The sequence below is a fragment of the Kaistella solincola genome (genome assembly GCF_000812875.1).
GTDB classification, from domain to species: Bacteria; Bacteroidota; Bacteroidia; order Flavobacteriales; family Weeksellaceae; genus Kaistella; species Kaistella solincola.
Genome location: NZ_JSYK01000003.1, coordinates 1,173,300 through 1,197,671, shown reverse-complemented (window position 1 = coordinate 1,197,671; position 24,372 = coordinate 1,173,300). Strand labels below are relative to the sequence as shown.

The window sequence follows — 24,372 nt, the reverse complement described above, 5'->3', positions numbered from 1 at the left end:
ATATTCATGCCGCAAAAGTAAAAATTATTTAGAACAGTTCCAAATAATACTTTCAATAAATTGAATTTAGCGACATTTATCAATTGTAGCGTTGCCCAAATATTCGTATTTTTACAAACCTTTATTTTATAAAAATCCAGTAAAAGTAATATGAATACTACACAATTTGTAAACCGGCACATTTCCATGAATAAAGCCGATCAACAGGCAATGCTAGACCGTATTGGAGTTGCAGATATTGAGGAACTCATCGGTCAGACCATTCCTGATTCCATTCGCTCAAAAGAGGAACTTTCTATTTCCGATGCTCTTTCTGAGTACGAAATGCTTGCACACTCCAAAGAGTTGGCGGCGAAAAACTTAATGTTCGATAATTATATCGGTTTTGGATATAACAATACCATTTTACCAAGTGCCATCCAACGAAATATTCTGGAAAATCCGTCCTGGTATACCGCTTACACGCCTTATCAGGCAGAAATAGCGCAAGGCCGTCTGGAAGCATTATTGAATTTCCAAACTGTTGTTTGCGATTTAACTGGTTTTAAATTGGCGAATGCTTCACTTTTAGATGAATCAACAGCAGCTGCGGAAGCTATGCACATGTTCTTCGAAAGCCGTACAAAAACCCAGAAGAAAGGCGAAGCAAATAAATTTTTTGTTTCGGATTTGGTATTACCTCAAACCGTTGCGGTTTTAAAAACTAAAGCTGAAGGTTTAGGAATCGACGTTGTGGTCGGCAATTTTGAAGAAAAAAAACTTGATGAATCGTTCTTCGGTGCGATTTTACAATACCCAGGAAAAAACGGAGTTGTCATCGATTATACCGATACGATCAGCGCTTACAAAGCTTTAGACTTGCAGGTTGTAGTTGCCTGTGACCCGATGGCTTTGGTGAAATTAAAATCACCGGCTGAAATGGGCGCAGATTGCGCGGTGGGAACTACACAGCGTTTTGGTATTCCGATGGGTTACGGTGGTCCTCACGCGGCTTTTTTCGCTTGTAAAGACGAATATAAACGCGATTTACCGGGAAGAATTATCGGAGTTTCTCAGGATGCTTACGGAAAACGTGCTTTGCGTATGGCTTTGCAAACGCGTGAGCAGCATATTAAAAGAGAAAAAGCTACTTCCAATATCTGTACAGCGCAGGTGCTTCTGGCGGTAATGGCAGGAATGTACGCGGTTTATCACGGACCGAAAGGTTTGAATTTCATTGCGGACCAAATTCATTTTAAAGCAATCGCGCTGCAAAATGGTTTGAAAACTTTAGGTTATGACATCACCGATGAACCGATTTTCGATACGGTAAAAATCCGTATGGATGAAGCGCAAAAAGCAAAATTGATGCGACTGATGCTCGACCGGAAAATTAACCTGAATTTTTTCTCGGACGGAATTGTAAGCATTTCTTTAAATGAAACTTCTACCATTCAGAAAGTTCAGTATTTATTCGATGCTTTTGCAGACTTTTTAGCTTCCCAGAGTTTTAAATTAACCTTCAAAGATGAAGTTCATATTCCGGAAGAGCTTTTGAGAACCGACGCTATTTTACAGGAAAAAGTTTTCAACGCTTATCATACGGAAACCGAATTGATGCGCTATATCAAGCGTTTGGAAAGAAAAGATCTTTCACTCACACATTCCATGATTTCTCTTGGCTCGTGTACCATGAAACTGAACGCGGCAACAGAAATGCTTCCGCTTTCATGGCCGGAATGGGGCAGTGTGCATCCGTTTGTACCAACCGATCAAGCGGGAGGTTATCAGATTTTAATTAAAGAATTAGAGAAAGATTTAGCGGAAATCACAGGTTTTGCAGGTACTTCTTTGCAGCCGAATTCTGGTGCGCAGGGTGAATATGCAGGATTGATGGTGATTCGCGAATATCACAAATCACGTGGCGATAGTCACCGTAATATTGTTTTAATTCCACAGTCTGCGCACGGAACAAATCCTGCTTCAGCGGTAATTGCCGGCATGAAAGTGGTGGTGGTGAAAAACCTGGAAAATGGCGAAATCGATTTTGAAGATTTGAAAGCGAAAGCAGAACAGCACAGCGAAAATCTTTCAGCGGTGATGATTACCTATCCGTCAACTTATGGTTTTTTCGATGATAATATTAAAGAAATTACAGATTTAATTCATCAGCACGGCGGACAGATTTATATGGATGGCGCAAACATGAATGCGCAGGTTGGTTACACTTCACCTGGCGACATTGGAGCTGATGTTTGCCACTTAAATCTTCATAAAACCTTTGCAATTCCACACGGTGGCGGCGGTCCTGGTGTTGGTCCGATTTGCGTCGCTGAACATTTGGTGAAATTTTTACCTGGAAATCCGAACGTTAAAACCGGTGGAAATGAATCTATTGCTGCAATTTCCGGTGCGCCTTATGGTTCATCTTTGGTGCTGAATATTTCCTACGCTTATATTAAAATGTTGGGCGCCGACGGCTTGAAACAGGCTACAAATTTTGCCATTTTAAATGCCAATTATTTAAAAGAAGTTTTAGCAGAACATTTCCCGATTTTATATTCAAACAGACAGGGTCGCGTGGCACATGAGTGTATCGTAGATTTCCGACAGTTTAAAGCGTTCGGAATTGAAGTTGCCGACATCGCAAAACGTTTGATGGATTACGGTTATCACGCACCAACGGTAAGTTTCCCGGTTGCGGGAACGTTGATGATCGAACCGACGGAATCTGAAAGTAAAGCAGAATTGGATCGTTTCGCAGAAGCACTGATTTCCATTAAAAAAGAAATCGACGAAATCGTAGAAGGAAAAGCAGATATGGCGAATAACGTCTTGAAAAACGCGCCTCACACCGAGCAAGTTGTAATTTCTGATTCCTGGGATAAACCATACAGCCGCGAAAAAGCAGCTTATCCATTGGATTGGGTTCGCGACCGCAAGTTCTTCGCTTCGGTTTCCCGCGTTGATGAAGCCTATGGCGACAGAAATTTAATCTGTACCTGTGCACCGATTGAAAGTTATATGTAAGATTACTTGCTTATATAAATTGAAAAAATTCCCGGTTTTAGCCGGGAATTTTTATTGATATAGTTTCTGGTTTTTTTCACAGAAAAAGCTGCGTCTGCTGTTGAGACCCGTGTGTCTTTTTGTTAAATTTTCGCCGCATTTCGGGCATATTTTTTTGGTATGTACGAGCCAGTTTTTCTTCAGCACGTATTCTTTCTTCCAACGCAGAAAATCAAAACTGTAATTGCGAGCTTCGAAAATAAGCGCTGATAACTTTTTCGGTGGTAATCTTCCGATCAAACTTTCCGGATGAACGCCAATCCGGAAAAGAACTTCGTTTTTGATGATATTCCCGACGCCGGAAAAAATATTCTGGTCCATCAGTGCATCACAAACCAACATTTCTGGCTGCAATTTGAGCTTTTTTTTCGCTTTTAAAGGTTTCCATTCATCACTCAAAACATCGGCGTTCCAGTCGATTTCTTTTAAAACTTTTGAATCTAACAATTTAACCGAACACGAATAAAAATACAGATCACCATTTTCGAATTTGAGATGCAAGCGAAGCTGACGGTTGGGCTTTGTCTGCTCGTCCAGTGAATAGCTGCCCCACAAAAGCAGGTGAATCCGGACGACCAGTTTACCGCAAACCAGATAAGATTGCTTGCCGTAGGTTTTATACGCTTCGAAAGTTTTTCCCGGCAGTTGGTCCATTTCGATTTTCGCGTTCCCGGAAGCGGAAATGATTTCCTGACCGATGAATTTTTCTGCGAGGTCTTTCAGGATTTTTATGGAAGGTCCTTCCGGCATGGTGAAATTTTCAAAAGCAAATCCAAAACTTAAACCATTTTAAAAAGCTATAGAAAAAACGTACTTTTGAAATATGGATTTAAACAGTATTTTCACGCATCAGCGCACGGGAAACCCAACTTCAACGCCTGCTTCACGAACAGATTTTCAGCGCGATTTTGACCGAATTATTTTTTCGGCACCGTTTCGCAGACTGCAAAATAAAACTCAGGTTTTTCCGCTTCCGGGCAGCGTGTTTGTGCATAACCGGCTTACGCACTCGCTGGAAGTTTCCTCGGTCGGCCGAAGCATGGGAAGTTCAGTTGGTGAATTTATCTTTCAGAATTTCGAGAAAAAACTCGATTTGAACGCCCAAAATTTTTATCAGCACAATCTTCAAAATGTAATCGCTGCGGCGTGTTTGTGTCATGATGTTGGAAATCCGGCGTTCGGACATTCCGGGGAAGACGCCATTGCGAGCTATTTCGAAAAAAATGAAGCTGATTTAAAACCAAAATTTACCGAAAAAGAATGGGCAGATTTGGTGAATTTTGAGGGGAATGCTAATGCCATCCGCGTTTTAACGCATCAGCAAACCGGAAAAGATGATGGCGGAACGCAGCTCACATTTGCAACTTTAGCAAGTATTGCTAAATATCCGTGCGAAGCTGTAGCAAAAAAAAAGGGGCAAATACACAGGAAAAAATTCGGTTTTTTTCAGAACGAAAAAGATACTTTTTTAAATATCGCAAAATCAGTTCAGCTGATTTCTGAAAGTGAAGAACCCGTAATTTTTAAAAGGCATCCGTTTGTTTGGCTTGTGGAGGCGGCGGATGATATTTGCTATAACATTATCGATATGGAAGATGCGCACCGCCTGGGAATCGTATCCACGGCAGATTGCGAAAATCTCTTCTTTGACCTCATAAAATCTGAAAACGCGAATACCAAAAGGGTAGAAGACAAACTTGCGGTTTTGACCAATGCTAATGAACGCATTTCCTATTTGCGCGCAAAAGTCATCAATGCTTTAATTAATAAATCGATCGAAATTTATAAAGAGCGTTTTTCCGACATTTTAGAAGGAACTTTAGATAAAGCGCTGCTGGATATTTTTAAAAGTGAAAATTCTTCGCTTCAGGAAATCGAGAGTTTTTCGATTGAGAAAATTTACGGTCACAAAGCCGTCATTGAAATTGAAAATGCGGGTTATAATGTAATGTACGAATTGCTTAATCATTTTATTCCGCCTATTTTAACCGAAAATGAGAAACGAAAATCTTACGATAAAATGGCACTGAAACTTCTGCCACAACAGTTTGTTTACGAAAACGGAAGCGATTACCAAAAGGTTTTGGGCGTTATTGATTTTGTTTCAGGAATGACGGATAATTTTGCGACCGATCTTTACCGGAAAATTAAAGGAATTGAGATCGGAATGACGATGTAAATTCCGAAAATTTGATTATCTTTAAGAAGTAACCAGTTTAACCATAAAAACTAAAATATGACTTATTTCGGAATTATTATTTTTTTAGGATTAATCGTCCTTTTTGCCTCATTTTTTACGGTCAAGCAGGCAACTGCTGCGATTGTGGAACGGTTGGGTAAATTTCACGTCGTGCGCCAGTCCGGTCTTCATTTAAAAATACCTTTCATCGATCAGGTTGCAAAACGTATGAATTTGAGAATCCAGCAGTTAGATGTAATTATTGATACCAAAACTTTAGATAACGTATTTATCAGAATGAAAGTTTCTGTTCAGTATCAGGTAATTACCGCGCAGGTTGCCGATTCATTTTACCGTTTGGAAAACCCGGAAAACCAGATTACTTCTTATGTTTTCGATGTGGTGCGCGCGGAAGTTCCAAAACTGAAACTCGATGATGTTTTTGTACGTAAAGATGACGTTGCTATCGCTGTAAAAGGTGAGCTGCAGGAAGCGATGCAAAGTTACGGTTACGACATTATCAAAGCCTTGGTAACCGATATCGATCCGGATGAGCAGGTAAAACATGCGATGAACAGAATTAATGCTGCAGAACGTGAAAAAACCGCTGCGGAATACGAATCTGAAGCTCAAAAAATTAGAATTGTTGCGGTTGCAAAAGCGGAAGCAGAATCTAAAAAACTTCAGGGTATGGGTATTGCCGACCAAAGACGCGAAATTGCGAAAGGTCTGGAAGAATCTGTAAAAATGCTGAATGAAGCGGGAATAAGCTCTCAGGAAGCTTCCGCGCTGATTGTAGTGACGCAGCATTATGACACGCTACATTCGATTGGAGCGAATAACAGAAGCAACCTTGTGCTTTTACCGAATTCGCCAAGTGCTGCAAGTTCAATGTTGAACGATCTTGTAGTTTCAATGGCAGCTACGCAGAAAATGGAAGAAACCAGCAAAGGCGATTATCCACCTCCAACGGGATCTCATTCGCACTAATTTCATAAAAATAAAAAAAACGCTTCCGATTTGGGAGCGTTTTTTTTCGCCTAAAAAGCATGTTTTTTGAATTTTTCTAAAAATTAAATTTCAGCTTTTTCTTCAGTTTCTTTTTCTTCAGCTTTTTTAAATTTTTCCTTACCGATAATCAGTTCATAAAACATTTTAAAATCCGCTATCAAGGTGAAGAGTGGATATTGAAAGGTGGTCGGTTTATTTTTTTCAAAAATATAGTGACTGAGCGCCGAAAAACCCAAACCAAAAATCGGCAAATACCACAGAAATCTTTCTTTTCCGGACTGGATGACATAAATTAAAACTACAAGCACCAGCGCGGTTCCAACGAAGTGGAAAATCCGTGTCCACATTTTTCGGTGCTGTAAGAGGTAAAATTCGTAAAATTCTGAAAAGGTTTTTATTTGGTCTTCCATTGAGCTTACACCGCATTTTTTTCGCGGTTCAGTTTGCTATGTCTAAAACCGTACCCAAAATAAATTATCATGCCCAAAGCGAACCAAACGAGGAACCAAAACCAGTTGTTATGCGTCATTCCGGTTAATAAATATAGGCAAGAGCTTAAACCCATCAGCGGGATTAGTGAGAGTTTTTTAATTAAAGTTAAAACGCACAAACCAATATTTATTAAAAGGAAAAAGAACATTGAAATTCTGAATTCACCTTCGTTTGGATCTTTCCAGTCCATTAAATTATGGAAAAATGCCGGCTGCCAAAAGTAGAAAAAAGTAAGTCCTCCCAGGAAAAGAACCGGAAATATAAACTGAGAACTGATGTAAGGCAAATGAAACCTTCCAGGTAATTTTTCTTTCGATGGCAGCAGCAAAACGCCGCCGCAAACGAGCACAAAAGCGAAAATTGTACCGATACTTGTAAAATCTAAAATAAAGGATTTATCGGTAAATAAAATCGGAATCCCGACCACAACGCCGGTAATAATAGTTGCAAAAGACGGCGTACTGTGTTTCGGGTGAATTTCCATAAATTTTTTCGGCATGAGACCATCGCGACTCATGGCGTACCAAATCCGCGGCTGTCCCATCTGAAAAACGAGTAAAACCGTGGTAATCGCAATAATAGCACCGAGCGAAACCACAAATTCCATCCAGGCAACATTTGCGTTGGTTTTTTCGAAGATGAAAGAAAGTGGATCGCCTACGCCTTCAAACCTTCTGTAATCCACCATTCCCGTAAGAACCAACGTCAAAATAATATAAATTACGGTACACAAAACCAGCGAAATAATCATTCCGCGCGGCAGATTTTTTTGTGGATTTTTTGTTTCTTCGGAAAGAACACTCAACGCATCAAAACCGATATAGGCGAAGAAAACTCCGGAAACGGCGCTCATGACGCCGGCAAAGCCGTTCGGCATAAATGACTGCTCTCCGGTTTCCAAACTCACCGGAAACCAATTGTCGGTGTTGATAAAAGCAATTCCAACCGCGATAACCAAAAGGATAATAAACAGCTTTAAAAGGACGAAAATATTGTTGAAATTCTTCGATTCTCTAACGCCTACATAAACCAACCAGGTAATTAACCCATTGATAACCAGCGCCGGTACATCCAGAATAATTTTCAAATTGCCTAGGAGCGGTGCGTTTTTCCAGGCGTTCAACAATTCCAGATTTTGGGAACCGCCGAAAAAAGCTTTTTTCGCTTCCGGATAACTGGCAGTTAAATATTCCGGGATGTGAAGCCCGATTCTGCCCATAAAACTGGTAAAATAATCAGACCAGGAAAAAGCCACGTAAATATTTCCGAAGGAATATTCCATAATTAAAGCCCAGCCGATAATCCACGCCATAATTTCGCCAAAACTCGCGTAAGCATAGGTGTAAGCCGAACCCGCGGTCGGAATTCTACTCGCAAATTCTGCATAACAAAGCGCCGTAAAACCACACGCAAAACCACAAATAATATAGAGAATGATGACGCCAGGACCACCGCGGAAAACCGCTTCGCCGAGGGAGCTGAAACTTCCTGCCCCAATAATCGCTGCAATTCCGAAAAAGACAATATCCCAAACTCCTAAAACGCGCAATAGTCCCGAGGAATGGTCTTTTGCGCTGTATTGTTTTCTTCTGAAAAGCTGCTTCATATTCTAGTTTAATTTACACAAATGTAAAAGAAAATTTGGAAAAATGACTTTTTTGGTGCTTTAAGCAGGAAATTATTGAAAAAAATGCCCGTTTAGCAGGTAAAAATTAGCTTTAATTTTTTCACCAGAATTTCACCTTTTTAGCTTGAAAAATTCCGGGTTATTTTGGTGTTTTTTTCGATTTTAATGAATTGATGTTGCTTAATTAAATTTCAAAAAAAAGCCGCTTTTATGCCCGAATTTTTTACGGTTAAAGTTTGAAGCTCACCAATTTAGTAATTATCCACTTTTCCACAAGCCAGAAATTAACTTGTGAAAGCAATAAGTTTTCGTTAATTTCGTTGATTAAATGTGGAAAAGTATCCGGCAGATTTTTGCTGAAATGCTTCGTCCACTTTCTAAAAAAAACTTTTTGAAAACTAGGATTTCATGAATTCAAAAAAAATCTTCGTCGCAACGGCGATATTCTATTTCGGCTTCTCGGAGGCACAACAATCCCAATACTTCAGCGAGCGCGAAAATTACCGCTTTAACCTCGCAGAAAATCTTTACCAAAATAAAATTTACAACGCTTCACAGTTTGAATATGCGCGACAGTATTTCTACAACGAAAATCTGTCGAAATCAAAAAAAGAAGCGGCGCAGTTTTTTGATAATGTCATCGGTGTGATTTTACGAAAAAACCATGCGGAAGAAGGTTTGGATGCTTTTATTAAAGAATATCCGAACTCCGCGTATTTTGCTCAGGCGAATTTGCCTTTAGCCGATTTTTATCTGGCACAGAAAGATTTTGACAAAGCCTTGGAAACGTTGAAAAATGTTAATCAGTATCAACTTTCAAAGGAAGAAAACACCGAATATATCATGAAACTCGGTTATGCGAAATTCATGACCGGCGATTCGCGCGGCGCGATTGAAGCTTTGGAAGAAGCTTATGTATCTGCGGAAGGTTCAGATAAATACGATGTTGCTTACATGCTCGGACATTTGTACTACGCAGACGGCCAGAATGACAAAGCATTTTCATTTTTCGATCAAATCAAAGACAATGAAAAATATGCACGTGTTGTAAAACCATATTATGTGCAGCTTTATTTCAACCAGAAAGATTACGATAAAGCGATTGTTGAAGGAAATTCCCTGCTAAATGAGGATATTTCTGCGGAATATAAAACCGAGGTTCACAAGATGATTGGTGAAAGTTATTTTATGAAAGGTGATTACGAATCGGCGTATCCGCATCTGAAAATTTATCTGGACAGCAAGAAAACTCCATCTGAAAGCGACTTGTACGAAATGGGTTTTGTCTCGGCTCATCTGAAAAAATATGATGAAGCAGTTTCTTATTATAATCAGTTATTGAACAGTAAATCGGCGACGTCGCAAAACGCGTATTACCAGCTTGGGAACGCGTATCTGGAAGTCGGTAAAAAACAGGAAGCACTTTCGGCGTTCCGTTCGGCGTACCAAATGACTTACGACGCTAAAGTTCAGCAACTTGCGCATTTGCAATATGCGAAGCTGAGTTATGAACTCGGAAATCCGTTTGAATCTGCTTCAAAAGTGATTCAAAGTTATATTTCGAAATATCCGAACAGCCCGGACACGACAGATATGAAGGCGCTTTTGGTGAAATCTTATCTGTATTCTGGCGATTACAAAGGAACTTTGGCGGCGATTGATAAAATGCCGAATTCTACACCGGAAACCAATAAAGTGGACCAGGAAGTATCCTTTTTAATCGGGACGGAAGAATTTAATAAAGGAAATTTAGACGCTGCAGAGCGGTATTTTTTACGAAGTCTGGAATTTAATATTAATAAAGAATTCAATACCAGAGCCACATACTGGCTGGCGCAAACCTATTATCAAAAAGAAAATTATCCGTCGGCTATTGTGAGGTTTGAAAAGCTAAAAACCGAAAATTTCCCGGAAAAGCAGCAATTAAATTACGATTTGGGCTACGCGTACTTCAAATCGAAAAAATTCGATAAAGCAAAGGAATATTTCACGGAATATCTGAAAAACCCAAAACCGGAGTTTAAAAATGATGCTGAACTGCGTCTTGCAGACACGTATTACGCGAATAACGATTTGAACGAAGCGATCGCGATTTACGACAAAGCCGAAAATGCTGATGATTATACATTGTTCCAAAAAGCGCTGGCTTTAGGTTTTAAAGGTGATACGGTAGCGAAAATTGCGGAACTGAAAAAACTTCTGACACAGTACAAAAACTCGGAATATTTCGACGATGCACAATATGAAATCGCAACTGCTTATGCAGCGAACGACGATTTCAAAACCTCAAACGATTACTTTACACAAGTCATCAAAACAAGTTCTGACAAAGATTTGGTTGCGAATTCGCAGATTTACCGCGCGCAGAATTATATCGATTTAAATGACGACGCGAAAGCTTTATCGGAATTCAAATCGCTGGTAAATCAGTATAAAAACACTGCTTATGCCAGCAAAATAGTGCAAGCAGCGCGCCCGGTTTTCATTAAAAATAATGACGTTTCGGGTTACCAAAGTTTTGCACAAAGTTTAGGTGTACGCATCGATGCTTCGGAAATCGATGAAATTAACCTGAACCGCGCGAAAACATTCTACGCAAACAAAGATTACAAAAGCGCCATTCCGCTTTTTGAAAAATATCTCACTCAAAATCCAACGGGCGAAGGTTTGTATCAGGCGCAATATCAGCTCGGTGAAAGTTATTTCCAAACCAATAATCCGACAAAAGCATTATTGGTTTTACAGGAAGTTGCAAATGTTCAGAACGATTATCAGGAAGATGCACAAACGCGGATTTCACAGATTTATCTGGCGCAGAACAACCCGAATGAAGCGAAAAAATATCTCGTTAATTTGGCAAATTCTACGAATATAAACGTGAAAAATTTCGCGAATGTAGAATTAATGAAAATCTACGCGGACGAAAAAGATTTCAAAAAAGCGGAAATGCTCGCTGATTTGGTGCTTCAAAATCCGAAAAATCCAGCTTCGGTAAACGAGCTTGCGAAAGTCATTAAAGCCAGAAGTCTGATGAACAACGGAAAAGATTCCGAAGCGAAATCGGCGTACTACGCTTTGGAAAAATCCTCGAATACCGAAGTTGCCGCAGAAGCTTTATACGCAAAAGCGTTTTACCAAAACAAAGGAAAAGCCTTTAAATCTTCCAACGAAACCATTTTCAAACTGGCCAATAATTACGCTTCTGAGGAATATTGGGGCGCGAAATCTTTGGTTTTAATGGTGAAAAATTATATTGGCTTGAAAGATAATTACCAGGCGAGCTACACCGCCGACCAAATCATCGAAAACTACGGCGATTTCCCGGAAATTATAAGCGAAGCGAAAGAACTAAAAAAACTAATTAAAAAGTAATCCTCACCCTAGATCCCTCTCCAAAGGAGAGGGACTTGATGCGTGAAAACACGTGTTGTTTTAAACATTAGCGAATGGAAATTTTTCCAATTTGTCTGAAAAAAAAATAAACATTAAAAAAAATGAGCAAGAGAATTCAGAATATATTTTTCATCGGTTTACTATTTTCTTCAACAGCGGTTTTTTCGCAGATAAAGGAGGAAAAATTAATTTTAGATAAAAAGCGTGAGCCGGAAGTAAAAAAGATAGAAAAGAAAAAAACCTCCGTAGAGGCGGAAAAAAATTATCCGCCGGAAGAAAAGTCTGCCAATCCGCCGACTTACGATATTACCAATGTGCCGGCATCTTCAGATTTTAAAACTTCTCTTATTAAGGGTGAAGATATTTCGCCGAAATTTGACGCCGATTACCAGAACAACTATTTCCAGCTTGGAATGGGAAATTACGGTAAAATTCTTGCGGACGGAAACATTTCTACGAAACTGGAAAATGATATGGAAGTTGGCGGTGACGTGCATTTCCTTTCCACCACCGGTTTGCGGAAGGTTTATGATTGGGATTCCAAGCAAAATTCCGCTAATGTTGGCGCATTTTTAAACTCTTACGGTGAAAAGGGCAAGTTCAGCATCAACGCCGATTATGGTTTGGATAATTACAACTATTATGGAATTTATGCGCTGACGCCGGCTTCAAATAATGTTAATTTGCAGCAGAAAACCAGCCAGATCAAGCTGAACGGTTACTACGACTTTTATTCAAATGACATTTTAAATGATGTCCGCTTGAAATCATCTTTCCTCACCGATGAGTTCCACGCGAAAGAAACACAGGCTGAAATGATGCTGAATTTATCAAAACACGGCGTTGAAATTTCCAGTTTTAATGACATAAATTTTAACGCTGATTTAGGCTTAAATGTTGAAACTTTAAAAACAGATTTTGACATTTTAGACAAAAATTCTTCAGAGTTTTTAAATGCCACTGTAGCGCCGAAAATTACCTTTTTTAAAGAAAATTCTTATCTGATGATCGGTTCGGATTTTTCATTTTTAAACGCTAAAAACTCCAATTTAAGTTTAGCAGATCAGGTGAAAAATAACAAAACCTATTGGTTTCCCAAGGCGGAACTGCAGTTTGCCGCAGCTGATGAATTTAAATTTTATGCCGGAATTACCGGAGGTTTAAAACTGAATTCTTATGCTGATTTGCTAGAAGAAAATCCGTACTTGGTTTCTGATCAGCAATTGCGCTCGACGGAAACAAAGTATAAATTTTATTTTGGTTTACGCGGCGACATCGATCAGCAGTTGAAATATGATTTCAGCGCAGGTTACGGTAAAATGAATGATATCCTATTCTTTAAAGCGAACGATCTTTTCAATAATACGGTGGATTATAACCGCCCGGCTTATGATTTTGCGAATACTTTTTCCTCTGTTTATGATGACGGAAACGTGAGTGAAGTTCGCGGAAGTGTGCAGTATTTCCCGTTGGCAAATTTAAGTCTGGATGCTGAAGTGAATTTTGAAAAATATGACTTGGATAACACCGAAAATATGTATAACAAACCTTTAATAAAAGCCAGTTTAGGCGGTAAATATTTAATGCTTGATAAGAAGTTGAATTTGGGCGCGAAAGCAATTTTCCGCAGTGATATGACGACCAATTCCTATAACATTAGCACTGACGCGCTGAATCCTGGAGTTTACACCACTACCGAAAACGAAAACGACAAAGTTGGTGGATTTGCGGACTTAAATTTGTCTGCAGAGTATAAAATTCACAAAAATTTCAGTATTTTCGCACTCGGAAATAATTTACTCAACACCCAATATCAAACTTTCAAAGGTTATAAAGTTTTGGGAGCACAGTTTTTGGGAGGTGTAAAAATAAGTTTCTAAAAAATTGAATTAAGTTTCGACGGCTGCGTAGTTCAACTGGATAGAATATCAGATTTCGGCTCTGAGGGTTGGGGGTTCGAATCCCTTCGCGGTCACACAAAAAGCGGCAAAACTTCTTGAAGTTTTGCCGCTTTTTATTTAATTCAAAACTGCTGAAGTTTAAAAAAATTAATCGTTCGTTACGGTAAGTTTAACCTCGATATTATTTCGCGTAGCGTTGGAATAGGGACAAATTTCATGAGCTTTTTCGACCAATTTTTGTGCTTCTTCCAATGAAATCTGCGGAATATTCACCGCCATTTCTACCGCTAAACCGTAGCCGCCGTTCTCAATTTGTCCTAAACTTACTCTAGCCGTCACAGCGGGTTCACCGGTTTGGATTTTTGCTTTACCGATAACCAAACTCAAGGCGCTGCCAAAACAAGCAGAATAGCCCGCTGCGAAAAGCATTTCGGGATTGGCAAAATCGTCGCTGTTGCCGCCGAGCGCTTTCGGCGCACGTACGTCGAGTTCTAAAATTCCATTTTCGCTTTTTACATGTCCGTCGCGGCCGCCTTTTGCCGTTGCGCTTGTGGTGTACAATGTTTTCATCTTTTTTATTTTTCTATTTTGTGAAGTAATTTAGTTACGGTGTCTTTCATTGCGGAAAGATCGTTTTCGGATAAATCCAGCTTTTCCTGCAGTTTTCCGGGGATCAAACAGGCTTTGTTCTGCAGTTGTATTCCTTTCTCTGTCAGGAAAACCTCCACGACGCGCTCATCTTCACGCTTTCTGTGGCGGACGAGGTAATCTTTCGCTTCCAGTCTTTTTAATAATGGTGTTAAGGTCCCGCTGTCGAGATAGAGTTTTTCGCCAATTTGCGTGACGGTCAACCGTTCATATTCCCAAAGCACCATCATCACCAGATACTGCGAATACGTGATGTCCAGTTCTTCCAAAAAAGGCCGGTACATTGCCGTAATTTCCTTGGCAATTACGTAAAACGGAAAGCACAGCTGGTTTCCTAATTTTGGTGTTTCGGGATTTTCCATCGTTTTAGCTCGGAATTTTTATTTTTTGATGATGAATTCTTCCATCGGAATTCTCACTTTTTTCATGTGCGACAGGTAATCTTTTTCAATGTCGCGATAACCTAAATAAAGCAGGCTGACACTTTTTAAGCCTAAAGCTCTCAAACCTAAAATTTCATCCACGACTTCGTTGCTGAAACCTTCGGCTGGTGTGCTGTCAATTTTCAGTTCCGCGGCTTGCGCCATTGCCAAACCAAGTGCGATATACGTTTGTCTTGCAGCGTGTCCGAAGTTCTGTTCCGCACTTTGCGCGCTGTAAATTTGTTTTAATTTGTCGGTATAACTGCCGAATTTTCCGCGAGGTAATTCTCTCACGTCGGTGTGGTAATCGTACACTTTGTCGATTTTTTCTTCAGAATAATTGTCCCAGGCGGCGAATACCAAAACATGTGACGAATCTCTCATGACTTCAGGATTCAGCGCTCCCTGAACCATTTTTTCTTTCAATTCCTGATTTTCCACCACGATAATTCTGAATGGTTGCAAACCGGAAGAAGTTGGCGCCAGGCGCGCGGCTTCTAATATGGTGTTGAGGTCTTCCTGCGAAACTTTTTTTTCTGGATCATAAGCTTTCACGGCGTGTCTCCATTTCAGGTTTTCTATTAGCTGCATATTGTAAAGTTTTTTGTTTTTCTATTTTGAAAGACAAAGATAGTTCACAACCATATTGCGCGCAATTTAAATTGATAGAGAGAATCGATGCTTTAAATTTTTAAAAAAAAATGCCAAAAAACCGCCAAAAAATTGGCGGTTTATATTATTAAAAAATTGGCTGCTTTTAGCCCATTTTTTTTGCATCAGCTACAAACTGAGCCAGGCCTTTATCTGTCAACGGGTGATTCAATAAATTTAAAATTGAATCCAAAGGTGAAGTCACTACATCAGCACCGATTTTCGCACAATTGATGATGTGCATCGGCGAACGGATGGAAGCGGCTAAAATTTCGGTATCGTACATGTAATTATCAAAAATAACCCTGATTTCTTCTACTAAATTCAGTCCGTCCACAGAAATATCATCAAGTCTTCCTAAAAAAGGTGACACATAATTCGCACCTGCTTTCGCTGCCAATAATGCTTGCCCTGCGGAAAAAATAAGCGTACAGTTCGTTTTGATTCCTTTATTTGAAAAGTATTTCAAGGCTTTAATACCATCTTTTATCATCGGAATTTTCACCACGATATTGGGGTGTATGGCTGCAAGTTCATCACCTTCTTTAATCATTTCATCGTAGGTTGTGCCCAATACTTCTGCAGAGATGTCACCATCAGATACGATTTCGCAAATGGTTTTATAATGATTCATAATGGCGTCTTTTCCGGTAATTCCTTCTTTCGCCATCAGAGATGGATTGGTGGTGACTCCGTCTAAAATTCCGAGATCCTGCGCTTCTTTTATCTGCTCAAGATTTGCAGTGTCGATAAAAAATTTCATATTACTTTTATTTATTCAAAGGTAAGATTTTCACGTCCAACTGGAAAATGATTTGGCTCCTAAAAAATTTCTAATGCTATTTGGTGGAAAGTTTTTCTTCGATTACCGCTAAAGCGGATTTCACGTCACGCATTTTCTCCATCGATTCTGCGTCGATTTCAATATCGAAAACTTCTTCCACATCCAAAATTACATCCACGAGATTCGCGGAATTGATATTTAAATCGTTGATGAAATCTGTATTTTCACTGATTTTTTCTAAAGCTTCTTCGTCTTTAACGTAAGGTTTTACAATTTTTTTCAGTTTCTGTATCGCGTCTTCTTGATTCATTTTTAATTTATTTAAAATATTTTTTAAAGATAACGCATCCGTTCACGTCACCAAAACCGAAACTTACTTTCATCGCAATTTTTAGGGGCTTTTCGACCATTTTTTTCGGAATACACTCCGCATCGATGATCGCCGTAATTTCCGGATTTAAATCTTCACAGTTGATATTGGGAGCGACAAAATTCTCGGAAAGTTGCAAAACCGCTGCTACACATTCCACACTCGCAGCCGCGGAAAGGCAATGTCCCGTCAGTGATTTTAAGGAATTGATGTACGGAAAATCCTTGCCGAAACGGTTTAAACTTTCTGCTAAGTTTCTAATTTCGGTGCTGTCTTTTGCGGTCGCAGTAAGATGCCCGCTGATATAATCGATGTTGCCGGCTTCAATTCTGGCTTCCGAAAGCGCGTCTTTCACGCACTTCTGCACCGCCGTGGAATTTGGCGCGGTCATACTTCCGCCGCCGCGTTGCCCGCCGCTGTTCAGATTTCCACCTAAAATTTCACAGTAAATTTTCGCATTTCTCGCCAAAGCAGACTCTAAATCTTCGATGACCAAAGCACCGGCGCCACTTCCGGGCACAAAACCCGCCGCCGAAGCACTCATCGGTCGTGAGGCTTTTTCGGGTTCGCCGTTTGATTTATAATTGCAGACTTTTATCGCATCAAAACCCGCCCAAATATACGGCCCGGAATCGCTCGTGCTGCCGGCTAAAATTCGCTTTACTTTTCCGGATTTTATGCGGTCAAAAGCCATTAAAATACTTTCTGTTCCGGTCGTACATGCTGATGAATTGGTTGTAACTTGATTTCCCAAACCCAATTTTCCGCCCAAATAAGCCGAAATTCCACTGTTCATCGTTTGTGAAACCGCTGTGCTGCCGAGGCGCCGCGTTTGAAGGTCATCAATTTTGTAAATACTTTCCCGAAATTTTTCAATTCCGGAAGTTCCTGTGCCGAAAATAGTTCCGCTGTCCCAGTCGGGATTTTCGCTTTCTGAAATTGGTAATCCAGCATCTTTCCAGGCATCCAAACCTGCGATTACGCCGTACATAATTCCGGTAGAATTAAAATTTCTAAGCTCCAGATCAGTGAAATATCCTGTATGATTTACTTTGTCAACCGGTGGCGTTCCGGAAACCTGACATGAAAATTTTAAATCTGCGAGCTGCTGATCGAATTTAATTCCGGAGCGGCCATTTTTCAGCGCCGACCGGAAATCATCCAAACCAATTCCGTTTGGTGCGACCACGCCTAAACCGGTGATGACAACTCTTCTTTCCATTTTATTTCACTTTTATAATTCCGGCAATCGTGCCTTCACACACAATTTCCGAATTTTCGTTCAGCATTTTCACGCGGCACTTTAATTTATTAAACCGAAAATAAATTTTTTCCGAAATCACCGTGACTTTTTCACCAGGGAAAACAGGTTTTAAAAATTCGATTTCTGTGGACGCTAATCCGATCTGGCTTTCTGAATTCAGCTCGTTTCCGACCAAAAAAATTCCGAGACAAACGACACCTATCTGCGCCATCGTTTCGGTTAAAATAACGCCTGGCGTGACCGGATTTTCTTTAAAATGGCCTTTGTAAAAATCTAAGTTTTCATTGAAGGTGAAAGTTCCGGTGGCGCCGTTTTCATCGACGTGCAGCAATTCTTCCACAAATAAAAATGGGGCAGAATAGGGCAATTTTTTTAAAATTTCTGAAACTTCCATCAGCATAAATGTTCGCCGCCGTCAACCGGAATTACACAGCCGTTGATCCACGCAGCTTCGTCGGTACACAGCAAAGCCACTACATTTGCGACATCTTCGGGCGTGGTTAATCTTTTAAACGGATTTCGTTTTTTGGTGTGTTCCACAATTTTTTCGCTTCCGGGAATCATCTGCAAAGAGCGCGTATCGGTAACGCCAGCCTGAATGCAGTTCGAACGCAAACCAAATGGCGCAAATTCTACCGCGATATTTCGTGAAATTGCTTCTAAAGCAGCTTTTGCGGCGGAAACCGCGCCATAATTCTGCAAAGGTTTAGTGCTGCCTTCACTCGTGAAAGCTAAAACCCGCGCATCTTCAGCGAATAAGTTTTCATCGAAAATAATTTTGGTCCAGTCATATAAACTTGTAGCCATCGCATTCAGCGTAATCGCGAAATCGTCGCACGACAAACTTTCGTTCAGCGAACCGGTCATTGGTTTTAAATTTCCTTTTGCAATACTGTGTAACAAACAACGAATTTTTCCGCCCGATCCCAATGTTTTTTTTAATTCTGCTAAAATTTCGTGCTGATTCTGAGGATTTAAAATGTCTTTATTAAAACTTAAAAACTGAATTTTTTCCTGCTTTAAGGCCGAAAAATCTTGATTTATCTTTTCCATTTCCGCGCGGGAATTCCTGTGAATAATACAAATATTCATGCCTTCAGCGGCTAATTTTTTTGCCGAAGCAAGTCCCAGGCCGGAATTTCCGCCTAGAATTAACGCCCAGTAATCTGTATTTTCAAATCTTTTTACCATTGCAGTAAGACGCGTTGCGCCGAAAATCCGGGACCGAAACTCAGCATCAGACCTTTTTCACCTTTTTGTGGCTTTTGGTTCATAATTTCTTCTAAAACGTACAAAACTGTCGCACTCGACATGTTGCCGTATAACCGTAAAATTTCCTTTGTTTTATCGATGTTTTTTCCCAATTCCGAAAATAAACCTTCCACCATTTGCACGATTTTTTTTCCGCCCGGATGAAAAATTAGATGATCAATGTCTTTGATTTCCAAATTTTGTTTTGCTAAAAAAGGGTGTAAAATAGCCGGAAAATGTTCCGCAATCGTGTCCGGAACTTCGATATCCAAAATCATCTGCAAACCCGAATTGGTAAGCTTAAAACCCATCATGTGTTCATTATCGTAAAAATGATACATTTCTTCCGCTAAAATTTCCGGACCTTCCGCAATTTCTTCTGATGACAGCAAAACGCACGCGGCGCCGTCTCCAAAAATAGCAGCGCTCACTATATTTGCCATCGAAAAATCTTCAAGCTGAAAAGTTGCGGTCGGACTTTCCACTGCAATTACCGCGGCCCGCTTTCCGGGATTTGCCTGAAGGAAGTTTTTGGCGTAAATAATTCCGGAAACTCCGGCAGCACAGCCCATTTCGGTTACTGGCAAACGTACTATATCCTGGCGTAAATTCAGTTTGTTGACCAAATAGGCATCCAGCGAAGGAATCATAATTCCGGTGCAGCTTACGGTTATGATGTAGTCGAGCGATTGCGGATCCCAGCCGGCTTTTTTTAGAGATTTTTCCAAAACCTGCTGGCCTAAAATCACCACTTCGCGCGCATAGATGTCATTTTTATCTTCAAACGATGTCGCGGTGAAAACTTCTACCGGATCCATAATAGAATATCTTTCATCAACCGCGGCGCCTTCAAAAATCTTCTTTACTTTCCGAATAAAACGCTCATCCTGATCGACGAGCCATTGATCCAGAAAAGGAATAACCTCAGCGGTTTTTCGGGAATATTTAGGCAATTGCTTCGCAACTGTAACTATTTTTACACTCATATTTTTTCAATAATCCATTGGTAGCGAAAAGCCCACTTCCATTTAATACTGTATTTTTTTAGCTGTAAATCCTTGGAATATTTTTCTAAATCTTCACGTTTGAAGCCGCGCAGAATTGAAATTAGACCGTCCTCCGCCGTCATTTTTTTTAAATTGAAAATAAAGATAATCATTTGAAACAATCTATACGCCAATTTGCTGCGATGCAAGTCATTTACAACAATTCCTTTGGTAACCAAATTCAGAATAACATTTACGATTTTCAAAATTCCTTCGTCTTTAAAATGATGCAAGGTTAAGGTAATTAACGCAATATCAATTTTATATTCCGAAAAATCGTACAAAAAAATGTCTTCTGCCAAATAAGAAATATTATCAAATTGTGCTGAACATTTTTCAGCGTGACGAATCGTGGCTTCATTTGCATCGATACCAATCAAGTTAAATTTCAAACCGTTTTCTTGGCCGAATTTCGCCAGCATTCGCAGCATATCTCCGCCGCCGCAACCAAAATCCATTATGGTAATGGTTTGGTCTATGGGAAAATCTTTGATGAGCTTTTTTACGCCTTGTAAAGTCACAGAATTTCCGCCCAAAAGTTGGTTTATTCGCGCAATATCGTCTAAAGCTATGACCAGACTTTCGTTGTCCATGGAAAAATCGTCCATCGATTCTTCTAAATCGGTTCTTCTGTAGGTGGTATTTAAAGCCATTAATTTTCAGTCATATTAATTTCTTTTCCGTGTGTTTTCCTGATAATAACTGGTAAGACAAATGGAAAAATAGTGAGCAAATTGGTCAGTATTTCTGATAATTTCGAATGCTCCAGAATGCTACCCAAAATTCGGCCATATTTGAGCCTTTTTTTGAAATTTTTATTCCAGTTTGCCGCGTAGTTTTTTTCCATTTCATCTCGCGAGGTTTTTCCTTTTAAGAATTTTAAAGTTTCCTCGGAAGCAAGTTTCCCGCTGTGAACTGCCATTGCCATTCCGTTTCCGCAGAGCGGATGAATAAGTCCGGCAGTGTCACCCATCATCAGAATATGATTTTCAACGTTTTCTTTTTTATCAAAGCAAATTTGGCTTATGGATAGAGGTTTCTCAAAAACCGGCGTTGATTTTTCTAAAATATTTTTAAGATGAGGATTTTGGCACACAATTTTTTGCTGAAATTCCGCGATATTTTTATACTTTTTAAATGATTTAAAATTAACGATATAGCAGATATTGATTATGTTATTTTCTATTTTCGAGACGCCGCAATAACCGCCTTTAAAATTATGTAAGCCAACCACATCAGCGGAAAAATTGCCTTTATAATGAGATTTTACTGCTAACCACGGCGATTTTTTCTGGAGAAAACTTCGGTTCAGTTTTACGTCAATATTCGATCGTTTACCAAAACCAGCAAGTACAGCTTTCGCTGTTAAAATTTTGCCTGACAGCAGATGAACTTCAAAAAAATCTTCTATAAAAATAACCTCATTTACCTGATCTTCCAGGATTTCACAATTTTGTGAAAGTGCTTTTAAATATAGAGCGTAGTCCAAAGTATAGCGACTGACGCCGAAACCGCCGAGCGGAAGTTTCGCGCTAATGCTTCGCCCGGATTCTGACGAAAATTGCAACTGCGTAATTTTTGTAGGTTGTAAAGCTTCAATATCGATTCCGAGCCAGTCAAAATAAGGCAGTATTTCATTCGAAATATATTCACCGCAAACCTTGTGTTTTGGGTAAGAATTTTTCTCCACAACTACGACTTTCCGCCCCATTTTCGTAAGGTGTATAGCGCTGGTTAAACCTGCCAAACCGCCGCCAATAATTACAATTTCAGAATCGAGGTAGAAATCTTGCAACTTTTTTTATTTAAATGTAGTGAAAATTTTCACCACAAAAGTTACAAAAGTTTGATTTTTGATTGGATTTTAACGCATTACTCACTTAAGTTTAAAAGTTAAAAAACGTCGCGCGAAAGAGACCAGAAAAGCCTGTCAAGAATTATTACTAAATAAAAAACCTCACGTTTCCGCAAGGTTTAATTGTAAACATTTTTACCATTATCAAATCTTCAAATCTTCAAATTATCAAATCATCACATTATCAATCATCACATTATCAAATCCTCGAATTATCAAATTAAATCTTCTCATTTTTAATTTCATCAACAATTTCCGGATTCAAAAGGGTAGAAGTGTCACCGAAATTGGCAAAATCACCTTCCGCGATTTTTCGCAGGATTCGGCGCATAATTTTGCCCGAACGCGTTTTCGGCAAGGCCGACACAAACTGTATTTTATCGAGTTTTGCAATTGGCCCGATGGTGTCGGAAATCACGTTATTGATTTCTTTTCTCAAATTCTCCCGGTCGCGTTCTTCACCACTGTCTTTCAGCATCACGAAACCATAAAGCGCGCTTCCTTTCACATCATGTGGATAGCCGACAATCGCAGACTCCGCCACGGCTGGGTGTAAGTTTACGCTGTCTTCAATCGGTGCTGTTCCCAGATTATGTCCGGAAACGATGATCACATCATCCACGCGCCCGGTAATTCGGTAATAACCGACCTCATCGCGCAAAGCACCATCGCCGGTAAAATATTTGCCCGGAAAAGCGGTAAAATACGTGTCTTTATATCTTTGGTGGTCACCCCAAATCGTGCGCGCAATTCCCGGCCATGGAAAACGGATGCAGAGATTTCCATCAACCTGGTTTCCGGTGATTTCATTGCGTTTATCGTCCATCAAAACCGGCTGAATTCCCGGAATCGGCAATGTCGCATAAGTTGGTTTTGTCGGCGTGATGAACGGCAGCGGGGAAATCATAATTCCTCCGGTTTCGGTTTGCCACCACGTGTCCACAATCGGGCATTTTTTCTTGCCAACGTGGTCGTTATACCAATGCCAGGCTTCATCATTTATCGGTTCACCAACGGACCCGATGATGCGCAAACTCGACAAATCGTGCTTTTCCACCCATTCGTAAGATTCTTTTGCCAAAGCACGAATCGCGGTTGGCGCAGTGTAAAACTGCGTAACTTTATGCTTATCGATCACTTTCCAGAAACGGTCCGGCTCCGGATAGGTCGGTACTCCTTCGAAAATCACCGTCGTAGCTCCGTTCGCCAGCGGACCGTACAAAATGTAGGAATGTCCCGTGATCCAACCGATATCTGCCGTGCACCAGAAAATATCATTCTCTTTGTAATCAAAAACATTTTTAAAGGTGTACGCCGTGAAAACCATATAGCCTGCCGTCGTATGCAGCATTCCTTTCGGTTTCCCTGTAGAGCCGGAAGTGTACAGAATAAACAGCGGATCTTCCGCATCCATAATCACCGAAATAAAGTCGGACGGTGCTTTGTCGTATAACGGCTCCAGCCACATGTCCCGACCTTCTTTCATGCTCACCTCGCCGCCAGTTCTTTTCACCACCAAAACCTTCTCAACGGTCGGACATTTTTCCACCGCTTCATCAATAATTCCTTTTAGATCAATGGATTTTGCCCCGCGGTAACTTCCGTCGGAACATACAATCATTTTTGCACCGCAGTCATTCACTCGCGATTCCACAGCATTTGCGGAAAATCCCGCAAAAATCACCGAATGTACCGCGCCCAAACGTGCACACGCCAGCATGGTGACCGCAAGCTCCGGAATCATTGGTAGATAAATGCACACGCGGTCGCCTTTCTGTATGCCCTGATCGCGCAGGACATTCGCCATTTTACACACGCGGTTGCGCAGTTCGCTGTAGGAAATATGTTGTGCCTCTTCGTTCGGGTCATTCGGTTCGAAAATGATCGCCGTTTTGTCACCGCGCCCGTTCAAATGGCGGTCGATGCAATTTTTGGTAATATTCAGTTTTGCGTTTTTAAACCATTTAATCCTGGCTTCCTCCATATTGTAGTCCACAACTTTGGACCAGCGCTGATACCACACAAAATTCTCATCCGCAACCTTGTCCCAGAACTTTTTCGGGTTTTTTATGGATTTTTTGTACTGTTTGAAATAGTCTGGAAGATCATCAATTACATAATTTTTCATATCTATTAATTTTTTGTTTTGTTATTTTAGGAGCCGGGAACCTGCTATCCGCTCATACTCCTCACGACCGGGCTTTTGCCGGTGCAAGTTGCGGGGTAACCGCTTCTATCAGGGCTATTTTTACCGCATGGAGAACATTTTTTTTTCTGTTTTTAGATATTTAAAAAATAGGCTGCTATTGGGCTATTATTTTACTATTTTTATCCCGCTTCCATAGTGATCTTTGTAAAAAATTCGCCGCTTTCCCACGGTTTTTTTTCACTTTGCAGAATCACTTTAGACGCATTACTTTTCTGGGGTTC

The 24,372-nt window shown here is 40.2% G+C and carries 20 protein-coding genes and 1 tRNA gene; 6 read left to right on the top strand and 15 right to left on the bottom strand.

Annotation, left to right across the window (positions count from 1 at the left end; all coding sequences use genetic code 11):
- Positions 1–150 precede the first annotated feature (150 nt).
- Positions 151–3,009 (top strand): aminomethyl-transferring glycine dehydrogenase, encoded by a 2,859-nt coding sequence (gene gcvP, locus OA84_RS09565; RefSeq protein ID WP_039345263.1) that lies wholly within the window; start codon positions 151–153, stop codon positions 3,007–3,009.
- Positions 3,010–3,060: 51 nt separating this feature from the next.
- On the opposite strand, the gene OA84_RS09560 is transcribed toward gcvP, so the two are convergent.
- The gene (locus tag OA84_RS09560; protein ID WP_039345260.1) at positions 3,061–3,798 is read right to left on the bottom strand and encodes a DNA-formamidopyrimidine glycosylase family protein; all 738 of its coding nucleotides are present in this window, start codon (positions 3,796–3,798) and stop codon (positions 3,061–3,063) included.
- Positions 3,799–3,871: 73 nt separating this feature from the next.
- Here OA84_RS09560 and dgt point away from each other — a divergent pair, with 73 nt between their 5' ends.
- On the top strand, positions 3,872–5,227 hold the full coding sequence (gene dgt / locus OA84_RS09555; RefSeq protein ID WP_039345257.1) for a dGTP triphosphohydrolase: 1,356 nt from the start codon (positions 3,872–3,874) through the stop codon (positions 5,225–5,227).
- Positions 5,228–5,284: 57 nt separating this feature from the next.
- Complete coding sequence (locus OA84_RS09550; protein ID WP_039345253.1) at positions 5,285–6,217, top strand: SPFH domain-containing protein; 933 nt, start codon at positions 5,285–5,287, stop codon at positions 6,215–6,217.
- A gap of 83 nt (positions 6,218–6,300) precedes the next feature.
- Here the strand turns inward: OA84_RS09550 and OA84_RS09545 are convergent, their stop codons facing one another.
- Together OA84_RS09545 and OA84_RS09540 are read right to left on the bottom strand one after the other, a co-directional pair.
- Positions 6,301–6,648, bottom strand: coding sequence for a DUF962 domain-containing protein (locus tag OA84_RS09545; protein WP_039345250.1), 348 nt, complete (start codon positions 6,646–6,648; stop codon positions 6,301–6,303).
- 5 nt (positions 6,649–6,653) lie between these two features.
- On the bottom strand, positions 6,654–8,336 hold the full coding sequence (locus OA84_RS09540; protein WP_039345247.1) for an APC family permease: 1,683 nt from the start codon (positions 8,334–8,336) through the stop codon (positions 6,654–6,656).
- 429 nt (positions 8,337–8,765) lie between these two features.
- Here OA84_RS09540 and OA84_RS09535 point away from each other — a divergent pair, with 429 nt between their 5' ends.
- The 3 genes from OA84_RS09535 to OA84_RS09525 all read left to right on the top strand — a co-directional run bounded on the left by OA84_RS09535 (position 8,766) and on the right by OA84_RS09525 (position 13,725).
- Positions 8,766–11,729 carry a tetratricopeptide repeat protein gene (locus OA84_RS09535; protein ID WP_039345245.1) on the top strand — a complete coding sequence of 988 codons (2,964 nt, stop codon included), beginning with the start codon at positions 8,766–8,768 and terminating at the stop codon, positions 11,727–11,729.
- A 122-nt stretch (positions 11,730–11,851) separates the two neighbouring features.
- Positions 11,852–13,630 (top strand): porin family protein, encoded by a 1,779-nt coding sequence (locus OA84_RS09530; protein ID WP_039345243.1) that lies wholly within the window; start codon positions 11,852–11,854, stop codon positions 13,628–13,630.
- 21 nt (positions 13,631–13,651) lie between these two features.
- Positions 13,652–13,725 (top strand) — tRNA-Arg (locus OA84_RS09525).
- A gap of 73 nt (positions 13,726–13,798) precedes the next feature.
- Here the strand turns inward: OA84_RS09525 and OA84_RS09520 are convergent.
- The 12 genes from OA84_RS09520 to acs all read right to left on the bottom strand — a co-directional run bounded on the left by OA84_RS09520 (position 13,799) and on the right by acs (position 24,070).
- Positions 13,799–14,221: an organic hydroperoxide resistance protein gene (locus tag OA84_RS09520; RefSeq protein ID WP_039345239.1), complete on the bottom strand. Its 423-nt coding sequence runs from the start codon at positions 14,219–14,221 to the stop codon at positions 13,799–13,801.
- A gap of 5 nt (positions 14,222–14,226) precedes the next feature.
- The gene (locus OA84_RS09515; protein ID WP_039345236.1) at positions 14,227–14,661 is read right to left on the bottom strand and encodes a MarR family winged helix-turn-helix transcriptional regulator; all 435 of its coding nucleotides are present in this window, start codon (positions 14,659–14,661) and stop codon (positions 14,227–14,229) included.
- Between the two features lie 18 nt (positions 14,662–14,679).
- Entirely contained in the window at positions 14,680–15,312 is a 633-nt protein-coding gene (locus OA84_RS09510) for an NAD(P)H-dependent oxidoreductase (RefSeq protein ID WP_039345233.1), read from the bottom strand.
- Positions 15,313–15,478: 166 nt separating this feature from the next.
- Entirely contained in the window at positions 15,479–16,135 is a 657-nt protein-coding gene (fsa, locus tag OA84_RS09505) for a fructose-6-phosphate aldolase (protein ID WP_039345231.1), read from the bottom strand.
- Between the two features lie 76 nt (positions 16,136–16,211).
- Positions 16,212–16,466, bottom strand: a complete 255-nt coding sequence (locus OA84_RS09500; RefSeq protein ID WP_039345229.1) for an acyl carrier protein — start codon at positions 16,464–16,466, stop codon at positions 16,212–16,214.
- A 7-nt stretch (positions 16,467–16,473) separates the two neighbouring features.
- On the bottom strand, positions 16,474–17,748 hold the full coding sequence (locus tag OA84_RS09495) for a beta-ketoacyl-[acyl-carrier-protein] synthase family protein (RefSeq protein WP_039345227.1): 1,275 nt from the start codon (positions 17,746–17,748) through the stop codon (positions 16,474–16,476).
- Between the two features lies 1 nt (position 17,749).
- Positions 17,750–18,184 carry a 3-hydroxyacyl-ACP dehydratase FabZ family protein gene (locus OA84_RS09490; RefSeq protein WP_039345224.1) on the bottom strand — a complete coding sequence of 145 codons (435 nt, stop codon included), beginning with the start codon at positions 18,182–18,184 and terminating at the stop codon, positions 17,750–17,752.
- Positions 18,184–18,981 (bottom strand): enoyl-ACP reductase FabI, encoded by a 798-nt coding sequence (locus tag OA84_RS09485; protein WP_039345223.1) that lies wholly within the window; start codon positions 18,979–18,981, stop codon positions 18,184–18,186. The genes OA84_RS09490 and OA84_RS09485 overlap by 1 nt, the downstream gene beginning before the upstream one ends.
- Positions 18,975–20,027, bottom strand: coding sequence for a type III polyketide synthase (locus OA84_RS09480; RefSeq protein WP_039345222.1), 1,053 nt, complete (start codon positions 20,025–20,027; stop codon positions 18,975–18,977). The genes OA84_RS09485 and OA84_RS09480 overlap by 7 nt, the downstream gene beginning before the upstream one ends.
- Positions 20,024–20,740 (bottom strand): methyltransferase domain-containing protein, encoded by a 717-nt coding sequence (locus OA84_RS09475; RefSeq protein ID WP_039345221.1) that lies wholly within the window; start codon positions 20,738–20,740, stop codon positions 20,024–20,026. Before OA84_RS09475 ends, OA84_RS09480 begins: the two co-directional genes overlap by 4 nt.
- Positions 20,740–21,882 carry an NAD(P)/FAD-dependent oxidoreductase gene (locus OA84_RS09470; protein ID WP_039345220.1) on the bottom strand — a complete coding sequence of 381 codons (1,143 nt, stop codon included), beginning with the start codon at positions 21,880–21,882 and terminating at the stop codon, positions 20,740–20,742. Before OA84_RS09470 ends, OA84_RS09475 begins: the two co-directional genes overlap by 1 nt.
- 280 nt (positions 21,883–22,162) lie before the next feature.
- Entirely contained in the window at positions 22,163–24,070 is a 1,908-nt protein-coding gene (gene acs / locus OA84_RS09465) for an acetate--CoA ligase (protein WP_039345219.1), read from the bottom strand.
- Positions 24,071–24,372: the final 302 nt, after the last annotated feature.